General features: G+C 59.2%; 15 protein-coding genes. 12 read left to right on the top strand and 3 right to left on the bottom strand.

From position 1 onward, the window contains the following. Positions 1 to 22: 22 nt before the first annotated feature. Positions 23 to 1,483: a cobyric acid synthase gene (locus tag ACXHRN_RS09045; RefSeq protein ID WP_488640986.1), complete on the bottom strand. Its 1,461-nt coding sequence runs from the start codon at positions 1,481 to 1,483 to the stop codon at positions 23 to 25. Between the two features lie 156 nt (positions 1,484 to 1,639). Here ACXHRN_RS09045 and ACXHRN_RS09040 point away from each other — a divergent pair, with 156 nt between their 5' ends. The 9 genes from ACXHRN_RS09040 to bmt all read left to right on the top strand — a co-directional run bounded on the left by ACXHRN_RS09040 (position 1,640) and on the right by bmt (position 11,132). Continuing rightward, the gene (locus tag ACXHRN_RS09040) at positions 1,640 to 2,104 is read left to right on the top strand and encodes an SRPBCC family protein (protein WP_488640985.1); all 465 of its coding nucleotides are present in this window, start codon (positions 1,640 to 1,642) and stop codon (positions 2,102 to 2,104) included. Beyond that, complete coding sequence (locus ACXHRN_RS09035) at positions 2,091 to 2,429, top strand: ArsR/SmtB family transcription factor (protein WP_488640984.1); 339 nt, start codon at positions 2,091 to 2,093, stop codon at positions 2,427 to 2,429. Before ACXHRN_RS09040 ends, ACXHRN_RS09035 begins: the two co-directional genes overlap by 14 nt. Positions 2,430 to 3,361: 932 nt before the next feature. Next, positions 3,362 to 4,957, top strand: coding sequence for an ABC transporter substrate-binding protein (locus ACXHRN_RS09030; RefSeq protein ID WP_488640983.1), 1,596 nt, complete (start codon positions 3,362 to 3,364; stop codon positions 4,955 to 4,957). 123 nt (positions 4,958 to 5,080) lie between these two features. After that, positions 5,081 to 6,037, top strand: coding sequence for an ABC transporter permease (locus tag ACXHRN_RS09025; RefSeq protein WP_488640982.1), 957 nt, complete (start codon positions 5,081 to 5,083; stop codon positions 6,035 to 6,037). A gap of 1 nt (position 6,038) precedes the next feature. Next, positions 6,039 to 6,872, top strand: a complete 834-nt coding sequence (locus tag ACXHRN_RS09020) for an ABC transporter permease (protein ID WP_488640981.1) — start codon at positions 6,039 to 6,041, stop codon at positions 6,870 to 6,872. 2 nt (positions 6,873 to 6,874) lie between these two features. Continuing rightward, positions 6,875 to 8,485 carry an ABC transporter ATP-binding protein gene (locus ACXHRN_RS09015; protein WP_488640980.1) on the top strand — a complete coding sequence of 537 codons (1,611 nt, stop codon included), beginning with the start codon at positions 6,875 to 6,877 and terminating at the stop codon, positions 8,483 to 8,485. A gap of 91 nt (positions 8,486 to 8,576) precedes the next feature. Further along, positions 8,577 to 8,924 carry an MmcQ/YjbR family DNA-binding protein gene (locus tag ACXHRN_RS09010; RefSeq protein ID WP_488640979.1) on the top strand — a complete coding sequence of 116 codons (348 nt, stop codon included), beginning with the start codon at positions 8,577 to 8,579 and terminating at the stop codon, positions 8,922 to 8,924. Between the two features lie 35 nt (positions 8,925 to 8,959). Next, positions 8,960 to 9,946: an aldo/keto reductase gene (locus ACXHRN_RS09005; protein WP_488640978.1), complete on the top strand. Its 987-nt coding sequence runs from the start codon at positions 8,960 to 8,962 to the stop codon at positions 9,944 to 9,946. 175 nt (positions 9,947 to 10,121) lie between these two features. Next, complete coding sequence (gene bmt / locus ACXHRN_RS09000; RefSeq protein ID WP_488640977.1) at positions 10,122 to 11,132, top strand: betaine--homocysteine S-methyltransferase; 1,011 nt, start codon at positions 10,122 to 10,124, stop codon at positions 11,130 to 11,132. On the opposite strand, the gene ACXHRN_RS08995 is transcribed toward bmt, so the two are convergent. Continuing rightward, entirely contained in the window at positions 11,129 to 12,145 is a 1,017-nt protein-coding gene (locus ACXHRN_RS08995; RefSeq protein ID WP_488640976.1) for a glycosyltransferase, read from the bottom strand. The genes bmt and ACXHRN_RS08995 overlap by 4 nt on opposite strands. 144 nt (positions 12,146 to 12,289) lie before the next feature. Here ACXHRN_RS08995 and ACXHRN_RS08990 point away from each other — a divergent pair, with 144 nt between their 5' ends. The 3 genes from ACXHRN_RS08990 (at position 12,290) to ACXHRN_RS08980 (ending at position 15,783) form a co-directional block, all read left to right on the top strand. Next, positions 12,290 to 13,987, top strand: a complete 1,698-nt coding sequence (locus ACXHRN_RS08990; RefSeq protein WP_488640975.1) for an O-linked N-acetylglucosamine transferase, SPINDLY family protein — start codon at positions 12,290 to 12,292, stop codon at positions 13,985 to 13,987. Positions 13,988 to 14,049: 62 nt separating this feature from the next. Continuing rightward, positions 14,050 to 14,391: a hypothetical protein gene (locus ACXHRN_RS08985; protein WP_488640974.1), complete on the top strand. Its 342-nt coding sequence runs from the start codon at positions 14,050 to 14,052 to the stop codon at positions 14,389 to 14,391. Positions 14,392 to 14,550: 159 nt separating this feature from the next. Then, complete coding sequence (locus tag ACXHRN_RS08980) at positions 14,551 to 15,783, top strand: acyltransferase family protein (protein ID WP_488640973.1); 1,233 nt, start codon at positions 14,551 to 14,553, stop codon at positions 15,781 to 15,783. Between the two features lie 93 nt (positions 15,784 to 15,876). On the opposite strand, the gene ACXHRN_RS08975 is transcribed toward ACXHRN_RS08980, so the two are convergent. Further along, positions 15,877 to 17,886, bottom strand: coding sequence for a YfbK domain-containing protein (locus ACXHRN_RS08975; RefSeq protein ID WP_488640972.1), 2,010 nt, complete (start codon positions 17,884 to 17,886; stop codon positions 15,877 to 15,879). Positions 17,887 to 17,895 lie beyond the last annotated feature (9 nt).

Genomic DNA, 17,895 nt, shown 5'->3' with positions numbered 1-17,895 from the left:
GTTTGTTTTATTTCAGATACGCTCACGCGCGCCCAAGAAACGAGGCAAGCCATTTCTCGTCGAGCACCGCCTCAAGCTCGGCCGCCACCTCGTCGAGCGCGGCGTCAACATCAGCACGATAATCAAAGCCGCCGCCACGAATACCAAAGCTCGCCAGCAGCTCGCGGCGGAAATCATCGCTGTCGAACAGCCGGTGCAGATACGTACCGACGACATTGCCATCGGCCGACATGGCGCCATCCGGCCGGCTCTCGATCGAGACATAGGGACGCGCGCAGTCAGCGCCCGTCGTTTCACCGAGATGGATCTCGTAGCCTGCAAGCCCGACATCATAGGCAAGCGAGCGCGCCTGGCTATTGGCAAGCCGCTTTTCCGGCGCCATGACTGTCGTCACATCCAACAGGCCAAGCCCCTCGACTTCGCGCACCGAGCCCTCGAGGCCGAGCGGATCGCGGATCGTCTGGCCAAGCATCTGGTAGCCGCCGCAAATACCGATGACCCGGCCGCCACGCCGCGCATGCGCCTTGATCTCAGCATCCCATCCTTCGGCCCGTAGCACAATGAGATCGGCGATCGTTGATTTGGAGCCAGCCAGCACGATCAGGCCTGCGTCGGACGGCATGCGTTCGCCCGGCTTGACGAAGACCAGCTCGACTGCCGCCTCGCCCTTCAGCGCGTCGAAATCGTCGAAATTGGCAATGCGAGGCGTCACCGGAACAGCAATCTTCAGCGCAGCGCGCTCGCCCTTTGCCAACCTCTCCAGCGTCACGGAGTCCTCGGCCGGCAACCGTCCTGCAGCCTTCAGCCAGGGCACGACGCCGAAACAAGGCCACTGGGTAAAGCCTTCGATCGCCTTGATCCCATCATCGAACAGCGAGATATCACCGCGGAACTTGTTGATAATGTAGCCCGCCACCATCGCCCGGTCCTCCGGTGGCAGTATCAGATGCGTCCCGACCACGGACGCGATCACCCCGCCGCGATCGATATCGCCGACCAGTACCACGGGCACGTTGGCGGCACGTGCAAACCCCATATTGGCGATATCGCCCTTGCGCAGGTTGATCTCCGCCGGCGAGCCGGCGCCTTCGACGATAACGAGATCCGCATCCTCGCCGACAATAGCAAAGCTCTCGAGCACCTTGCCCAGCAGTTCCGGCTTCAGCCGCTGGTAATCGCGCGCCTTCGCCTGACCATAGACCTTGCCCTGGACGATGATCTGGCTGCCATGATCGGTCTGTGGCTTGAGCAGCACCGGATTCATATGCACCGACGACGGCACCCGGCATGCCAAAGCCTGCAACCACTGCGCCCGGCCGATCTCGCCGCCATCGTCGCTGACGGCGGCATTGTTGGACATGTTCTGCGGCTTGAACGGCTGGACTTTCAGGCCGCGATTGGCCGCAAGCCGGCAGAGGCCGGCGACCAGCACAGTCTTTCCGACATCCGAACCCGTGCCCTGCAACATGACAGCCTTGGCCATTTCAGCTCCGATGAAAACCTCACCCCGCCATGCCATTTGCCGATGCAAGGCGCAAGTCGACATCCGCCTTCCATTGCCGCAAAGGCAAATAGGCAACTTTTTGGTTGCCATTCATGTTGGAATATGGGTAAAATAGGCAACCAGGAGGTTGCTGATATGTCAAATGTCGTCGAGAATACCAACACCATCGAAAAGACAATCGAGATCAAGGCGCCTGTCGAACGCGTCTGGCGCGCGCTGACAGACCATCGTGAATTCGGCCAGTGGTTTCGCGTCAATATCGAGGCACCATTCGAGCCGGGAAAACCTGCACGCGGCAAGATCACCCATCCCGGCTTCGAACATGTTGTCTGGAATGTGATGATCAAGGAAATGAAGGAACCCGATCTCTTCTCCTTTACCTGGCACCCCTACGCGATCGATCCCAAGGTCGATTACGACAACGAGATGCCGACGCTCGTCGAGTTCCGCCTCAAGCCCACGGCCAATGGCACCCACCTGACCGTCACTGAGAGCGGCTTCGACAAAATCCCCGCAAACCGCATGCCGGAAGCCTTCAGGATGAACGATGGCGGCTGGGCAGAGCAAGTCAAGAATATCAAGACCCATGTCGAATCTTGAAACCCTGCCGACTGCCTTGAACACCGCACCGATCTTTGCTGCCCTGGGCGACCAGACACGCCTGTCGCTGCTCGCGAAATTGAGCGGCGGCGAGCGCCAGTCGATCGCCCGGCTCTCTTCTGGCACTGAACTGACACGCCAGGCCGTCACCAAGCATCTCAGGGTACTTGAGGATGTCGGCCTGGTCGTCTGCCATCGTATCGGTCGCGAGAGCCAATATGCCTTCCGGCCAGAACCGATGATTGAGGCCCGAAACTATCTGGATGGCGTCTCGCAACTTTGGGGTGAAGCGCTGGGTCGCCTTCAGGCTTTTGTGGATCGTTGAGCGGCACCACTCAAGCCATAAAGCGGCGAAAACCGTGCCGTCCCCTTTCGGAGCGAAGCACGGTTCGCCAAAACTCGATGGCTCCTCGGCGGTTACGCTGCCGAGTGCATCTCCGGTACGCAATACCTGATCCGGAGTGGCGGATTTTTCAGCCGCCGCGTTAAAACCATTAGCGACACAATCTTACCGGATCGTTAGTGAGAGCTTAAACAATGGTGAATTTGGACTTTTTTGCATTAAATTCTAAAAAAATTCACGCGTCGCGATCAGGCAGGAAATGCGTATTTGCGACACAAAACGTCTTGCCCCGGCCCGTGATTGCATCAGAACTTTGAAACGGCAGACAAAAATACCCCAAACAAGACACTAATGTCCATAATAGACAATTACAGGTAGCAAAAACGCCAGTATTAGAGGCCTAAAATTGATCGATTTGCCCATGACATTGGCGGATGTACCTGCATTGGGCAGTTGATTTCTTTTCGAGAACCCGTAAATTCGCAATGCACAAGGATGAAAATAGTGCGGTGATGACAGGGTTCCATCACCGTGCAAAACAAAAAACGCCTTGGCATGGGAACAAAAAACTCCGTTGATAGGCCCTGGACCTGCGGAAACCGTTTGCAGCCGGACCATCAAAGGAACAACGTCGAGATCTTGCGGCGCATATTGTCATGCGGGCGCGAACTGGGAGACTGCAGGATGAACATTCCGGAGCTGGCTTGGCGTCTGAACTCCGCTGACTGTTGCTTTTTATCTTCCGATCCGAACCAATGATGTGCAGCCGCGCGTATCAACGCAGGTAGACGAAGCTTTTGCGTCGTTTTCCAATGTTGACGCTAAGGTGTGAAAGTGAAATCTTTCGGAAATTGCCCTCGGGGAACAACAACTTGGGCACGCATTCAAAGACCAATAACAAGGGAGACTAAAAAATGAACGACTTCGAAAGCAAACTGAAGAGCGCCGAGCAGATGGCCCGCAAGGGCAGTCTGTCCCGCCGTGACTTCATGCAGCTCGCAATGGCCGCTGGTATCGCCATTCCGGCTGCCTCCACGATGTTCTCCAAGGCCCAGGCTGCAGAACCCAAGAAGGGCGGTACGCTTCGTCTCGGCATGGAAGGCGGCTCGGCCTCCGACTCGCTCGACCCGCGCACCTACGCCGACTCCATCATGATCGGCGCTTCGCTTGCCATCATGAACTGCCTGGTCGAATTCGACGCCGACGGCAACCCTACCGGTGAACTGCTCGAAAGCTGGGATGTGCAGCCGGGTGCCCAGGATTGGGTGTTCAATGTCCGCCAGGGTATCAAGTTCTCGAACGGCAAGACGCTCGATGCCGACGACATCATCTATTCGATTGGCCTGCATCGCGGCGAAACCAAATCGCCGGCCAAGGGCATCCTCGAGCCGATCGTGGAGATCAAAGCGCTTTCGCCCACGCAGGTCGGCATCACGCTCAGCGCCGGCAACGCCGACTTCCCGGCCATCCTCGGCGACTATCACCTCGTGGTTGTCCCCAAGGACCACACGGACTGGGACAAGCCGATCGGCACGGGCGCCTATACGCTGGAAAGCTTTGAGCCCGGCGTCCGCATCGTCTTCAAGAATCGCGGCGACTACTGGAAGCCGGGCCGCGGCAATTTCGACCAGGTCGAAATCCGCTACATCCAGGATCCAGCCGCTCGTACCGCCGCACTGCAGTCTGGCGAAGTCGATGTCGCCAACCGCCTCGATGCCCGCACGGTCGACCTTCTGATGAAGGACCCGAACCTCGCCATCGTTCGCACCAAGGGCACGGGCAACCGCTTCTGCTTCGTCTCACGCGTCACCATGGATCCCTTCACCAACAAGGATCTCCGCCTGGCGCTCAAGTATGGTATCGACCGCGAAAAGATCATCAAGCAGGTCTATAACGGCTATGCGATCCCCGGCAACGACCACACGCTCGACCCGTTGAACCCTTACTACAACTCGACGATGCCGCAGCGCGCCTACGATCCGGACAAGGCCGCCTTCCACTTCAAGAAGGCAGGCCTCGCCGCCGGCACCAAGATCGAACTGCAGACGTCGGAAGGCGCCTGGGGCTCGGCCGTCGACTGCGCCCAGATCTACCAGGAATCCATCAAGAAGGCCGGCGTCGACCTCACGGTCACCAAGGTCTCCGCGGACGGTTACTGGGACAATGTCTGGCTCAAGGTTCCGTTCTGCGCCGTTTACTGGGGTCGCCGTCTCACGGCCGACCAGACCTTCACACAGGAGTTCGGTTCGGCTTCGGATTGGAACGACTCCAACTGGAAGGTGCCGGAATTCGATGCTCTGGTCGCCGAGGCCCGTATCGAGCTCGACGATGCCAAGCGCAAGGAAATCTATGGCAAGTGCCAGGAAATGATCGCCGAAGACGGCGGCATGATCTGCTTTGCGATCACCGACTACCTCGACGGCTACTCGCCGAAGGTGCAGGGCGTCAAGCCGCATGCACGTTACGACCTGGACGACCAGCGCGTCGCTGAAAAGGCCTGGTTCGCTTGATCCAAGCCTGTGCAGGCCGGCTCGTCCGGCCTGCACATTGCCTATGCATTCGACTGTCGGTTCGTGGGGAACAACGGAACCGGCATAGGCAACATGCCCATAACAACAAAAAGGGGCGGCTAGATGCTACGCTTGTTATTGACCCGACTGATTCTCGGCATAGTCACGTTGTTTGCCGTCAGCATACTGATTTTCGCAGCGACGGAAGTCCTGCCCGGAGACGTCGCGAGTGCGGTGCTCGGCCAGGGCGCGACACCTGAAACACTCAAGGAATTCCGCCACGAACTCGGCCTCGACCGACCAGCCTATGTCCGCTACGGCGAGTGGCTGGGCGGCGTGATGCATGGAGACTTCGGCAAGGCGCTCACCAACAAGCGAGACATCGTCAAGACGCTCGGACCACGCTTCCGCGATACGCTGTTTCTTGCCGGCTTTGCTGCCTGCATCGCCGTTCCGCTCGCAGTTGGCCTGGGTATCCTTGCCGCGATCAACGAAGGCAAATGGATCGACAAGCTGGCCAATATCTTATCGCTCGCGGCGATTTCAGTTCCCGAATTCTTCATCGCCTACCTGCTGATCCTGTTTTTCGCCGTCAGGCTCCATTGGTTTCCATCCCTGGCGACGGTGTATTCAGACATGTCATTCGGGCAGAAGCTCTATACGGCCGCCCTGCCCGCGGTGGCCCTGACGCTGCTGGTCATGGCGCACATGCTGCGCATGACGCGCTCCTCGGTGCTGTCGATCATGTCGCAGCCCTATATCGAGATGGCGTTCCTCAAGGGGCTGTCGCGCTCGCGCGTTATCGTGCGGCACGCCCTGCCGAATGCTGCGGCGCCGATCATCGCGGTTATCGCGCTCAACCTCGCTTACCTGATCACCGGCGTGGTGGTCATCGAAGTGGTGTTCGTCTACCCCGGCGTCGGCCAGTACATGGTGGATGGCGTGTCCAAGCGAGACCTGCCGGTCGTCCAGGCCTGCGGCCTGGTGTTTGCCGGCGCCTTCATCATTCTCAATACATTTGCGGACGTCCTGAGCATCCTCGTCAATCCGCGTCTTCGCAAACCGTCGATGGGGAAGTGACATGAAGATAATGGGTCGCAAACCAACCATATCCGCCTGGGTCGGCATCACCATTGTCGCGCTCTTCATCCTGATCGCCATTTTTGCCCCCTGGATCGCCCCCTACAGCGAGGCCGAAACAGTGGGCGATACATGGGCTGGAAGCTCGGCACAGTTCTGGCTCGGCACCGACAATATCGGCCGCGACATGCTGAGCCGCCTGCTATATGGCGCCCGCATGACGATCGGCGTGGCACTTGCCACGACCATCCTGTCGTTTACCATCGGCACCATCGCAGGGCTTTTCGCCTCAATCGGCGGACCGGTTGTCGATCAGGTCCTGTCGCGCTTCGTCGACATCATGCTGTCGATCCCGCTGCTGGTCTTCGCGCTGATCGTGTTGTCGATGTTCGGCTCGTCCATTCCGACGCTGATCCTGACGATCGCTATCCTCGACTCGACACGCGTCTTCCGCCTGTCGCGCGCCGTGGCGATGAACATCGCGGTGCTTGAATATGTCGAAGCCGCACGCCTGCGTGGCGAAGGCAACTGGTGGATCATGCGCAGGGAGATCCTGCCCAATGCCCTGCCGCCGATGATTTCGGAATTCGGCCTGCGCTTCTGTTTCAACTTCCTGTTCGTTGCCGGCCTCTCCTTCCTCGGCCTCGGCATCCAGCCACCTTATGCGGACTGGGGCGGCATGGTGCGTGACAACGGCAAGGCGATTTCCTTTGGTCTGGCGGCGCCACTCTGGCCGGCAGCGGCAATCGCGCTGATGACCGTTGGCGTCAACCTCGTCGTCGACTGGATCCTGTCCATCAATGCCCGTCCGTCGGGCGCATCGGCGGAGATGTAACCATGGCCCAACCGGTTCTCAAACTCACTGACCTCCGCGTCGAAACCGTCAATGGCCTCGTTCTGGTCGACAATGTCTCGCTGGAACTGCAGCGCGGCGAGGTTGTCGGCCTGATCGGCGAATCCGGTGCAGGCAAGTCCACTATCGGCCTGTCGTCGATGGTCTATGCCCGCGCCGGCTGCCGCATCACCGGCGGCAAGATCGAGATCGACGGCGTGTCGGTCCGCGACCTCTCCTATGAGGGTCGTCGCGACATGCGCGGCCAGCGGATCGCCTACATTGCCCAGTCGGCGGCGGCATCGTTCAATCCTGCCCATACGATCATGGACCAGGTCACAGAAATGCCGATCCAGCACGGCTTGATGAAGAAGGAGGAGGCGCAGAAGGCTGCCGTCGATCTCTTCCGGTCACTCGGTCTTCCCAATCCGGAAACCTTCGGCAATCGCTATCCGCACCAGGTTTCGGGCGGCCAGCTGCAACGCGCCATGACCGCCATGGCGATCTCCTGCCGGCCGGACATCCTGGTCTTCGACGAGCCGACCACCGCGCTCGACGTGACGACACAGATCGAAGTGCTGGCGCTGGTCAAGAAGTTGATCAAGGAGCTCAACACCGCAGCGCTCTACATCACCCACGATCTTGCTGTCGTCGCCCAGGTCGCCGACCGCATCATGGTGTTGCGCGGCGGCAAGATGATCGAACTCGGCGCCACCGAACACATCCTGATGAGCCCGACCAATCCCTATACCCAGGCACTGGTCCACGAACGTGCCGCCGCCGACAAGTTCGATGAAGATATCGAGGAACCTGTACGCGGACCGACGGTGCTGAAGGTCGACAATGTCGTCGGCAAATACGGCGATTTCACCGTGCTCAAGAACGTCTCGATCAATGTGTCGAAGGGCGAGACGGTGGCCGTCGTCGGCGAGTCCGGTTCCGGCAAGAGCTCGCTCGCGCGCCTGATTGTCGGCCTGTTGCCGCGCAGTTCAGGCTCGGTGAATTTCGGCGGCAAGGAACTCGCACCGGTAACCAAGGACCGGACAAAGGATGACCTGCGGCGCATCCAGCTGATTTATCAGCTTCCCGATGTGGCGCTCAATCCGCGCCAGACCATCGGCGAGATCATCGGCCGGCCCTACGCCTTCTACTTCAACAAGTCGGGTGCCGAAGTGAAGGCGCGCGTTGCCGAGTTGCTGACCCAGGTGGGCCTGCCCACCGATTATGCTGGGCGCCTCTCAACCGCGCTGTCGGGCGGCCAGAAGCAGCGTATCTGCATCGCCCGTGCGCTCGCCGCCAATCCGGAACTGATCATCTGCGACGAGCCCACTTCGGCGCTCGACCAGCTGGTCGCCGAGGAAATCCTCAAGCTCCTGAAACGACTGCAGGATGAGCTTGGTCTGAGCTACCTCTTCATCACCCACGATCTCGGCATCGTCCGCCGCATTGCCCATCGAACGGCCGTCATGCTGCGCGGTGAAGTGGTAACCGAAGGCCCGACGAAGCAGATCTTCGCACCACCGTTCCACCCCTATACGGAGAAGCTGATTTCATCCGTTCCGGAAATGCGGACTGATTGGCTGACCGACGTGCTGGACAAGCGCAAGGTGATCTGAGAACGCCTTTGTGCCCTGATTTCAAAGCCGCCATTCGTGGCGGCTTTTTGCTGACTTCACCTCTGAGGTGATAGTCTGCTAGAAAGGTCTCATGACCTTCGAAGACCTGACCGCCCTGCTCCTGACCTGGCCGCATGTCGAGGCATCGACATCCTATGGCACGCCGTCGTTCAAAGTAAGGGACAAGCTGCTGACGCGCCTGCGTGAGGACGGCGACTCCCTGCTGATAAAAGGCGTGCCGCCTGACGAGCGCGTGATGCTGGTCGAGGCCTATCCGGATCTTTATTACTTCACCGACCATTATCGCGACTATCCGATGGTCCTGATCCGCCTGTCTCGCGCCGATGAGCAGACGGTGGCGACGATGCTCCAGCGCACCTACCGGGAAATACTCCCCAAAAGATATCGACAAACTATTGACTCCTCGCGTGCCGGCTGAGAGGTTCCGCGCAACAAAAATCAGGAGATTGCCCAATGAAATCACGTCAATTCAGCCGCACGCCATGGTCGGTATCCGAGATCGGTTTCGGGGCATGGGCCATTGGTGGCTCATGGGGCGACGTCTCCGAAGCCGACGCCAAGAACGCCTTGAATTCGGCGCTCGATGCCGGCATGACGTTCATCGACACCGCCGACGTCTATGGCGACGGCCGCTCGGAGAAGATCATTCGCGAGGTGCTGAAAGAGCGCGGCGGCACACGGCCGATGGTGGCCACCAAGGCTGGCCGACGGCTCAATCCACACGTCGCCGACGGTTACACCAAGGCCAATCTCGAGGGCTTCATCGACCGCTCGCTTGCCAATCTCGGCGTCGATACGCTTGATCTCCTGCAGCTTCATTGCCCTCCGAACGCCGTCTACTACCATCCCGAAGTGTTTGGTGCGCTCGACGACTTCGTCACCAAGGGCAAGTTGCGTTACTACGGCGTTTCGGTCGAGAAGGTCGAGGAAGGCCTGAAAGCCATCGAATATCCCGGCGTCGTCTCGGTGCAGATCATCTACAATATCTTCCGCCAGCGGCCGCAGGAATTGTTCTTCCGCGAAGCCAAGGCCAAGAATGTTGCCACGATCATCCGCGTTCCCCTCTCCTCCGGCATGCTGACCGGCAAGATGTCGGCCAAGAGCGAATTCGCGACCGACGACCACCGCGCCTTCAACCGCAACGGCGAATTCTTCGACATGGGCGAAACCTTCTCCGGCGTACCCTATGAGGTCGGTCTCGAAGCAGTCGAAGCACTTCGTCCGCTGGTTCCGGGCGGCGCCACAATGGCGCAGTTCGCACTTCGCTGGATCCTCATGCAGGACGCCGTGACTGTCACCATTCCAGGCGCCAAGAACAAGCAGCAGGCCGGAGACAATTCCGCAGCCTCCGTGCTTGCTCCGCTTTCGACCGATGTGATGGCAGAAGTGCGCAAGATCTACGAAGGCAAGATCAAGCAGTACGTGCATCAGAAGTGGTAATGAGACTCACAAAGCGTTTTGTTGATAATTCGGTCGCGCTCGTCGCGACCGAATTCCCGCGAGTCTGCCTGAAACAATGAGGTCGTAGCGGATACCACTGCAAATGGGATCACCCCTTGCTTTCACATAAAGATATCTTTATATCTTTCTACAAATTGAAATTCGAGGATTCCCGATGACCGTAGCCGCCAATCCGCTTTCCGATCTCCTTGCCGAAAAAGGCGTGCTGCTTGCCGACGGCGCAACGGGCACGTCGCTGTTTGCCATGGGCCTTGAGGCTGGCGAAGCACCGGAACTCTGGAACACCCAGAAGCCGGAAAACATCACCAAGCTGCATCAGGATTTCGTCGATGCCGGCGCCGATATTATCCTCACCAATTCCTTCGGCGGCACGCGCCACCGGCTGAAGCTGCACCACGCGCAGGACCGCGTCCATGAACTCAACAAGCGTGCGGCAGAAATTGCCCGCGCCGTAGCCGACAAGGCGCCGCGCAAGGTCATCGTCGCCGGTTCCGTCGGCCCGACCGGCGAGTTGCTGATCCCGCTCGGCGCAATGTCCTACGAAGACGCGGTCTCCTCCTTCGCCGAGCAGATGGAAGGCCTCAAGGCCGGCGGCGCCGATGTCGCCTGGATCGAAACCATGTCTGCACCGGACGAAATCCGCGCCGCGGCCGAAGCCGCCGTCAAGACCGACATGCCCTATGTCTATACCGGCTCGTTCGACACGGCAGGCAAGACGATGATGGGTCTCGCACCCAAGGATCTGCCCGGCGTTGCCGCCGATATCGGCGACGGCCCGATTGCCGTTGGTGCCAATTGCGGCGTCGGCGCGTCCGACATTCTGGCGACGCTGCTGTCGATGTCCGAGGCAAACCCGGACGCGACCATCGTCATCAAGGGCAATTGCGGCATTCCTGAATTCCGCGGTGAAAAGATCTATTATTCGGGCACCCCGCCGCTGATGGCGGAATATGCGCATCTGGCCATGGATGGCGGCGCCAGGATCATTGGCGGCTGCTGTGGCACGTCCTGCGAGCACCTCGCCGCGATCCGCGAAGCCGTTGATGCACATGTACCCGGCCCACGCCCGACGCTCGATGTCATTGTCGAAAAGATCGGCCCGTTGCGCAACAAGACCTCCGAAGAGCAGGCCGCGCCGCGCGAGCGCCGCAGCCGCCGCACTTAAGCGGCCATCGAGACCTGGTGGAACGCCCGGTATCGCGCTGTGAGGCCGGGCAACACCTGATCTGCCAGTTGCAAGGCCAGTTCGAATTGAGCGTCAGTGTCCGACTCGGCGCCGATCCGCCGACAGAACTCGATCACCTCTTCGGTATAGGCTGATGGGTCGGTGGCGACCTTCTTGCAAAAGCCCCCGAGAATAGGCCGGCCCGCCTGGCTGGCGAGATTGCGCTTGCCCGCTTCATCCAGCGGCGATCCGCTCCATCGCGCCAGAATCATCAAGTCTAGGTAGAAAAGCAGCAGGCTCAGCCTGTAGCTGTCGCCTGGCAGTCCGACCGCCTCATACATACCTTCGAGCTGGCCGTCGATTTTGTCGTGCTTGTCCCAGCGATGATAATTGTATTTGAAAATCGTCCCGGGATCGTAGGGCATCTTGCCCCACGAAAACAGCGCGGTGGCCAGCGCCCAGTCGCAATAGCCGCCCTTCAGCGGATGATGGCCGAAGAAAAATCGATGCAGGTCGATGAACGGTTTACGCCGGAAGATGCTGTAATAGGCGGCGTTGTCACCCTTTGCGTGGTCGTTGTAGGTCATGACGCGGCCGCCGGGCGTCTCGTCCATAACGCCGAAATCCTTGACCCGGATCACTTTTCCAGCAGAATTTGCCACTGCAATCATCGGCCGGACACCGACAAACGCTGGATCAAGTGTATTGAGATCCAAAGGCATATCCTTGGGGCTGACGAACAGCTCGTCGTCGTCACCGATCATCAGGACGAACTCGGTCTCGGCTGCGGCGTAGACATTGAGAAGATTGGCCTCGAGGCCATCTTGTTCGGGAACGATATAGCGGAGCCGAGGCGAGGCAGCTTCGAGCAATTGCCGCTTTTCCGGATCGCGCGAATTGTCCGATACGATCAACAACGCGTCCTGCTTTTCGCAGAATCGGAGCGCCGTCTCGATCGAACGCCGGCTGGCAGCAAGATCGCGGTTGGACGGCATAAGCACGGAGAGAAGCATGTCTGGAGATCCGAAGCGGTAGGGGCTTGCGGTTTCATAGCCCGCGTGCCCTGCCCCGCGCTTACGCTGCGACAGGTCAGGGCAAGCCAGGACATGCGATCATAGTAGGCCATATCTGATTACCGCAGCTGAAGTCGGACTCCCATGACCCATCCCCTCGAAAGCGCCCTCAGGCAATACAAGGCAGGCGACTATCAAGGCATCATTCGTGACCATGGGCCGGCGGCAAACAATCCCGGTACAATTGATCAGAATCTACTTGTCATCATTGCGCAGAGCCTGATGAAGACCGGCGCGCCTATGCAGGCTGCACACCACTTTCGCCGCGCCGCCAATGCCCCCGGCCAGAATCATCTCAACTATCTGCTGATCGCGGGCAATCTCTTCCTCAAGCACGGCGCCGTCGGCGAAGGCTATGAGGCGGCCAAACGCGCCCGTGCCATGATGCCCGGCGATCCGCAGGTGCTTGAACTCTATTACAGAGCACTGCGCCAGACCTGCCTGTTCGAGGAAATTGAAAGCGAGAACGCCAAGCTACTGGAGCAACTGAAGCGCGGCGATAAGCTGGCGACATCGGTCGACAATCCCTTCAGCAACATCTCGTGGTGCGCCGATGAGGCGATCAATGCCAGCCTTGTGCCGAAGGCAATCGAAAAGCCGGTGACGCCGGCAATGCAGGCTGCACGTCGTGCACGGCCGCATCAATGGGGCGAAAAACTGCGGATCGGCTACCTCTCCAACGATTACTACGACAGCCACGCCACCATGCTGCTGTTTCAGGGCGTCATGCTGAGCCACGATTCCTCGCGCTTCGAGGCAACGTATTTTTGCTTCAGCGAGGCTCAGCAGATCAAGTCTGACGGCGGCAACCGCGCCCATTATCCCAATCTCGTGCCGGTCGGCCACCTCAACGATGCCGACGCCGCCGCTCTGATCCGCAGCCATGGCATCGACATCCTCGTCGATCTCAAGGGCCATACGCAGGGCTGCCGGCCCAATCTGATCAATCTGGGACTGGCACCGGTGCAAGCGGCCTATCTCGGCTATCCCGGCTCGGGCAATGGCATCGATTGCGATTATGTGATCTCCGACAGGATCGTCACCCCGGACGCCTCGATCCCGCATTATCACGAAAAACTCTGCCGCCTGCCCGACAGCTACCAGGCCAACGACAGCATGTTTCGCGCCCTTCCGCCGGCAAAGAGCCGAGCAGCGCTGGGACTCCCGCAAGACAAGATTGTCTTCGGCTTCTTCAACGCGACCCGCAAGATCACGCCGCAGACCTTCCGCCTGACGGTCGACATTCTGCGACGCGTCGAGAATTCGGTCTTGTGGATCCTGTTCTTCAACACCTTCGCCCAGGATAATTTCCTCGCGGCGATTGAACGCGAAGGCATCGATCCCGCGCGCATCGTCCTCGCACCCAAGGCGAGCTACATCGATCATATCGCTCGACTGCAGGCTGCCGATATCGGCCTCGATTCCTTCCCCTACAATGGCCATACGACCACCTCGGATGCGCTTTGGGCGGGCGTGCCGGTGGTGACTGCGAAAGGCATGCATTTCGCTTCGCGTGTCTCCGAAAGCTTGCTGACGGCATTGCAAGTTCCCGAACTCGTTGCCGAGAGCCCCGATGCCTATGTCGCGCTTGCCACCTCGCTTGCCACCAATCATCAGGAGCGACTCGCCCTTCGCGAGAAGATCGCCGCCAAGCGGATAACCGCGCCTCTGTTCGACACCGCGCGCTTCACCCGCCACTTGGAGCGGGCGTATGAGATGATGGCCGACCGGGCTAAGCAAGGCATGGTGCCGGATCATTTCGACGTGCCGGCGCTGGTTTGAAAGCACTGGCATGCCTGGCGATCTTTGCTATATGAGCGCTGCAACCAAACGACGGTGAAACCATGAATGCCGCCCCCTTCCCCGACCGCGACGCCGTCGCAGACAAGCTGAACTCGTTCTCAGAGTCAGATCACTCCTATCTCAAGCTGCTGATGGAAAATGCCGTGCAGGACGACAACCTGCTGGCAGGTCTTGCACTATGGCTCAACAGGGCTTCCGATGCGCGTATCCTCAACACGATGAAGCTGGACCGAACCGGCGAATGGCTGGGTAAAAATGCGCCGAACCGCTTGCAAGTGCGGTTGATGGAAACCGCAAAGTCTTCGCAACATCCGGCATATGTGGCTTTTCGTGACGGACTGACGCGCTCCAAAGGGCTGGAGAAAGCCTATCCCAAAGTATGACTGTCCCGTTGATACACACTAAAGGCCCACTGGAAGCTTGAAATTTTGTGCACTGCGGCATAGGTTGCCGCATCTTGATAGCGTTCGACCCGACATGTCTGGCGCTTTATCTACAGCTGGCTGCCCTGTTTTTTAGGCATACAAGCTTCGGACGGAAACATGAAAAGCAGCTCGACCAACGTCGTCGTTTCATCTGATAATTTCTCCACATGGCTCGATTTCTTCCGCTGGGCAGCAGCCCTTGCAGTGGTGTTTGCGCATACCAATCACCGAATGCTCGTCCCCATCATGCAGCTGCCGCATTCCGAGCGAAGCATTCCCCACATCATCTTGGCCGGCATATCTTCGTTTGGCTGGCCGGCGGTGATGATCTTCTTCGTCCTGAGCGGCTATCTCGTCGGCGGGACGACCGAGGAACGATTCCAGACCCAGAAGAAATTCGACTATCCTCTTTACATGATCAGCCGCTTTTCGAGACTTTGGAGCGTGCTGATCCCGAGCTTTGCGCTCATATACATTGTCAATTCGATCGGCATGCACCCCTTTGGCGCCGAGCAGATCGGCATATACACCGCACCGGGTGCGGAGGGTGACACAGGCTTTCGGCAGGACTTCGCGGCAGCAGCCTGCACCACCGCTTTTCTGCATTTGGTGGCATCGTGCTCAGGCTTTGGTGGCAATGGGCCGCTCTGGAGCTTGTTTCATGAGTTCTGGTATTACTTCACCTTCCCGATGATCATGCTGGCGATCTGGGGCGGCCAGAAGCCTGCTGTGAGGGTGGCTCTGGCGGGCCTTGCGATCCTCTTTCTTTTTCTGCTTGGACAGGTACAAACCGCTGGACCAAACGTGCTGGGCTATTTCGGCATCTGGCTCATGGGCGTCTGGGCAGCCCGGCGCGAAAAGCCATTCCTGCCGGTGGGCGCACTCGGCGCCGCCCTTGTCTTCGTGGTAAGCTTGCTGGCGTGGCGACTTCTTTCGCCAACAGGGACTGTCGGCCCGGACAACTTCTTCTCGCTGAACTCCCTGCTCGACTACATCATCGGACTTGCCTTCACCAATCTCATCATCGCGATGAAGGCTTCTCCGAAGCTTGTTGCGCCGCCGCTGGCTGCCATTCATGAGAAGCTGGCAGGGTTCTCATTCTCGCTCTATGTCTTGCACACCCCGTTGATCAACTGCTTCGTGGCTTTCCTGGTGATGCAGACCGGTCGCGGCTGGCACAACAAGCCCGAAAGCGTTGCAGATTACATCTACTTCCTCTGCTGTATCGCCATCTGCGTGGTCGTCGCCTGGCTTTTTTCGCTGGTCACCGAGCGCCACACGATGGACGTTCGACGTTTCGCCACAAGGCAATACAAACGTCTGCTTCCGACCGGCGCCGGAGTGACCTGAGAAACAGAAACCCTCCCCTCGAGGGCGCGAGGGAAGGGCCGGAAGCCTTTGCAGGCTCCCATGAAGGGCGAATAATGCAAGTGGGAACGGGGATCACTCGCCCTTCAGACTTTTGGCCAACTCGACCATTTTCAGGAATTCTGCGCGGTAGCCGAAAGGATCCATGCCCTTGGAGTCGGTGCCGAGCTTGAGGATATTATCCCAGCTGTAATCCGAGACTTGGTCTTCACCCTTGAGCTTCTGGCCGAAAGCGGCAACCGCCACCGAGAAGCGCACATCCGGGTCGGCATCATCCAGCTTGATCTTGGCTTCATCACCCTTGACCGGCATGGTAATAAGGTTGCTCTTGTCCTCATTCGGCTTCTTGTAGCGAATCTTGATGAAGGCGAGCTCATCGCTTGGCGCATTCTTCGTATCCACTGCTGCAGCGTCCTGCTCGGCCTTTTCGGCATAGCGCAGGTCGTCGTTGAGCACCGCCGGGCTGCCCTTCGGCGTGATCTCGTAGATGGCTGTAACACGGTGGCCCGAGCCGATTTCGCCGGCATCGATCTTGTCGTTGTTGAAATCCTCGCGCTTCAGGGCGCGGGTCTCATACCCGATCAAGCGATACTCGGCGATTCTCTCCGGATTGAACTCCACCTGGATTTTTACATCCTTGGCGATCGGGAAGAGCGAAGCCGTGGCTTCCTGCACCAACGTCTTCTGCGCTTCCGACAGCGTGTCGATATAGGCAGCGATACCATTACCATTCTGCGCCAGCGTCTGCATCAGCGCGTCATTGTAGTTGCCGGTGCCGAAGCCCAGCACGGACAGGAAAATGCCTGTCTTGCGCTTGGCCTCGATCATCTTCTTCAGCGCCTCGTCATCCGACGGGCCGACATTGAAATCGCCATCAGTCGCCAGAAAGATGCGGTTGACGCCATCCTTGACGAACGCCTTTTCCGCCAGCCGGTAAGCCGCCTCGATACCTTCAGCGCCGGCGGTCGAGCCGCCCGGGGTGAGGTTGTCGATCGCGGCAAGGATCTTCGCCTTGTCGGATGCCTTGGTCGGCTCGAGCACCACACCGGAATTGCCGGCATAGACGACGATCGATACCGTGTCGGTCGGCTTCAGCTTGTTGACCAGCAGCCGGAAGGCGCTCTTGAGCAGCGGCAGCTTGTCGGGCTCGTCCATCGAACCGGACACGTCGATCAGGAAAACGAGATTGGCCGCCCTCTGCTCCTGCTGCTGAATCTCATAACCCTTGATGCCGATATGCATCAGTTGCGTGTTGGCATTCCACGGCGTCGGCATGACGGTGATGTTGGCATTGAACGGTTGGTCGACGCTCTGCGGCGGCTTCCAGTCATAGGGGAAATAGTTGACCATCTCCTCGACACGCACGCTGTCCGGCTCTGGCAGGTGACCATTCATGATCGCCTGTCGAGCATAGGCATAGGAAGCCGTATCGACGTCGATCGAGAAGGTCGAAACAGGATCGGCAACCACGGAATGCACCGGGTTGATGTCCTTGGAGGTGAACCGATCGCCGGATTCTTCCTGAAGGACAGGTGGCTGGCCGACCATGCTTTCGCTGTCGACAGCACCGCCAAGGATTTTCTTGCTCAAAACACCCGTGGGCTGCGCCGACATCGGTTTGGCCGCAGCCAGTGCATCGACACGAGTCTCGACTTGAGCCTGGTCGAACGCACTCGCCTTCTTCCGCGGAGCCACCGCATCTGCAGCACTGTCATTCAACAGCGCGGGTTCCTGTACCAGGCCATCAACGATTGGGGCTGTTGACGTTGCCGATTCAGCAGGTAAGCCGGCGGAGTTCTGATCCGACTTGGCATCGACTTCTGCGGGCTTCGGCTCGGCCTTGATCTCCGACTTTACGACAGGCTTGTCGGCGGGCTGCTTGCCGGCTGCGATCTCCACCTCGCCGGCCTTCTGCTTCTGCTCGGCACGCAGGCGGGCGTCGTCGCCTTTGTCCGTCGCCGTCAGCACCGGCACTTCGCCAAGACCAACCGTCTTGTTGTTGAGCATTCCAAACGTGATATAGCCGGCGGCGGGCACGACCAGCAGCGTGGCGAGGGCCGAGCCGGCAAGCAATTTTCCATTCATGATAGTGCT

The organism is Shinella sp. OV683 (assembly GCF_057787725.1).
This window is presented reverse-complemented; position numbering and strand designations above follow the sequence as displayed.

Coding starts and splice junctions, on each gene's coding strand:
- ACXHRN_RS09015 (WP_488640980.1), top strand. CDS start 6,875: ATGGCCCAACCGGTTCTCAAACTCACTGACCTCCGCGTCGAAACCGTC.
- bmt (WP_488640977.1), top strand. CDS start 10,122: ATGACCGTAGCCGCCAATCCGCTTTCCGATCTCCTTGCCGAAAAAGGC.
- ACXHRN_RS08990 (WP_488640975.1), top strand. CDS start 12,290: ATGACCCATCCCCTCGAAAGCGCCCTCAGGCAATACAAGGCAGGCGAC.
- ACXHRN_RS09045 (WP_488640986.1), bottom strand. CDS start 1,483: ATGGCCAAGGCTGTCATGTTGCAGGGCACGGGTTCGGATGTCGGAAAG.
- ACXHRN_RS09040 (WP_488640985.1), top strand. CDS start 1,640: ATGTCAAATGTCGTCGAGAATACCAACACCATCGAAAAGACAATCGAG.
- ACXHRN_RS08980 (WP_488640973.1), top strand. CDS start 14,551: ATGAAAAGCAGCTCGACCAACGTCGTCGTTTCATCTGATAATTTCTCC.
- ACXHRN_RS09030 (WP_488640983.1), top strand. CDS start 3,362: ATGAACGACTTCGAAAGCAAACTGAAGAGCGCCGAGCAGATGGCCCGC.
- ACXHRN_RS09010 (WP_488640979.1), top strand. CDS start 8,577: ATGACCTTCGAAGACCTGACCGCCCTGCTCCTGACCTGGCCGCATGTC.
- ACXHRN_RS09005 (WP_488640978.1), top strand. CDS start 8,960: ATGAAATCACGTCAATTCAGCCGCACGCCATGGTCGGTATCCGAGATC.
- ACXHRN_RS08985 (WP_488640974.1), top strand. CDS start 14,050: ATGAATGCCGCCCCCTTCCCCGACCGCGACGCCGTCGCAGACAAGCTG.
- ACXHRN_RS09035 (WP_488640984.1), top strand. CDS start 2,091: ATGTCGAATCTTGAAACCCTGCCGACTGCCTTGAACACCGCACCGATC.
- ACXHRN_RS09020 (WP_488640981.1), top strand. CDS start 6,039: ATGAAGATAATGGGTCGCAAACCAACCATATCCGCCTGGGTCGGCATC.
- ACXHRN_RS08995 (WP_488640976.1), bottom strand. CDS start 12,145: ATGCTTCTCTCCGTGCTTATGCCGTCCAACCGCGATCTTGCTGCCAGC.
- ACXHRN_RS09025 (WP_488640982.1), top strand. CDS start 5,081: ATGCTACGCTTGTTATTGACCCGACTGATTCTCGGCATAGTCACGTTG.
- ACXHRN_RS08975 (WP_488640972.1), bottom strand. CDS start 17,886: ATGAATGGAAAATTGCTTGCCGGCTCGGCCCTCGCCACGCTGCTGGTC.